This is a genomic window from Staphylococcus sp. 231237_7MaSpsaltlick (assembly GCF_043107035.1).
Genome location: NZ_JBICNX010000308.1, coordinates 1 through 522, shown reverse-complemented (window position 1 = coordinate 522; position 522 = coordinate 1). Strand labels below are relative to the sequence as shown.

Annotated in this window: 1 protein-coding gene; it reads left to right on the top strand. The window is 25.9% G+C overall.

What is annotated here, in order from left to right; all coding sequences use genetic code 11:
* The coding region (locus ACF91D_RS31620) for a hypothetical protein (RefSeq protein ID WP_392438676.1) at positions 1-522 on the top strand (522 nt) is incomplete at both ends.

Here is a 522-nt window from a genome sequence, read left to right as displayed (position 1 = left end):
ACTTATTTTGATTTGAATTTTAATAAATATGATCTATTTGAAGATCTAAATGACTATTCAAATACATATAAAATGATTCTTGAATGTAATACAGGAACTAAGAAGATAGATATGATTTTAAATAGATTTTTAGAATTGAACGTAACAGTTATAAGGCCGTTTATTATGGCTATTATTAATGATTTTACTTCTGATAGAATCATGGAAGAAGAAGCTATAAAAATAGTAGAAATAATGGAAAAATATATAGCAAGAAGGATAATTACAAAAACACCTTCAAATGCATTAAATAAAGTGATTGCTACTTTATATAGAGACTTTAGGCATTTTCAAGATAAACATCAAGGTCAGTATCAGGATTCAGAAGTTATCCTGTATTTATTGCTTAAAAAACAAGGCTCAGGTAAAGTTCCTACTGATGAAGAATTAATTAGAAACTTCAAAAATAATGATTGGTATAATATCAACTCATCGTATCGCTCGTATATATTTGAAAGGTTAGAAAATCACAATCATATTGAA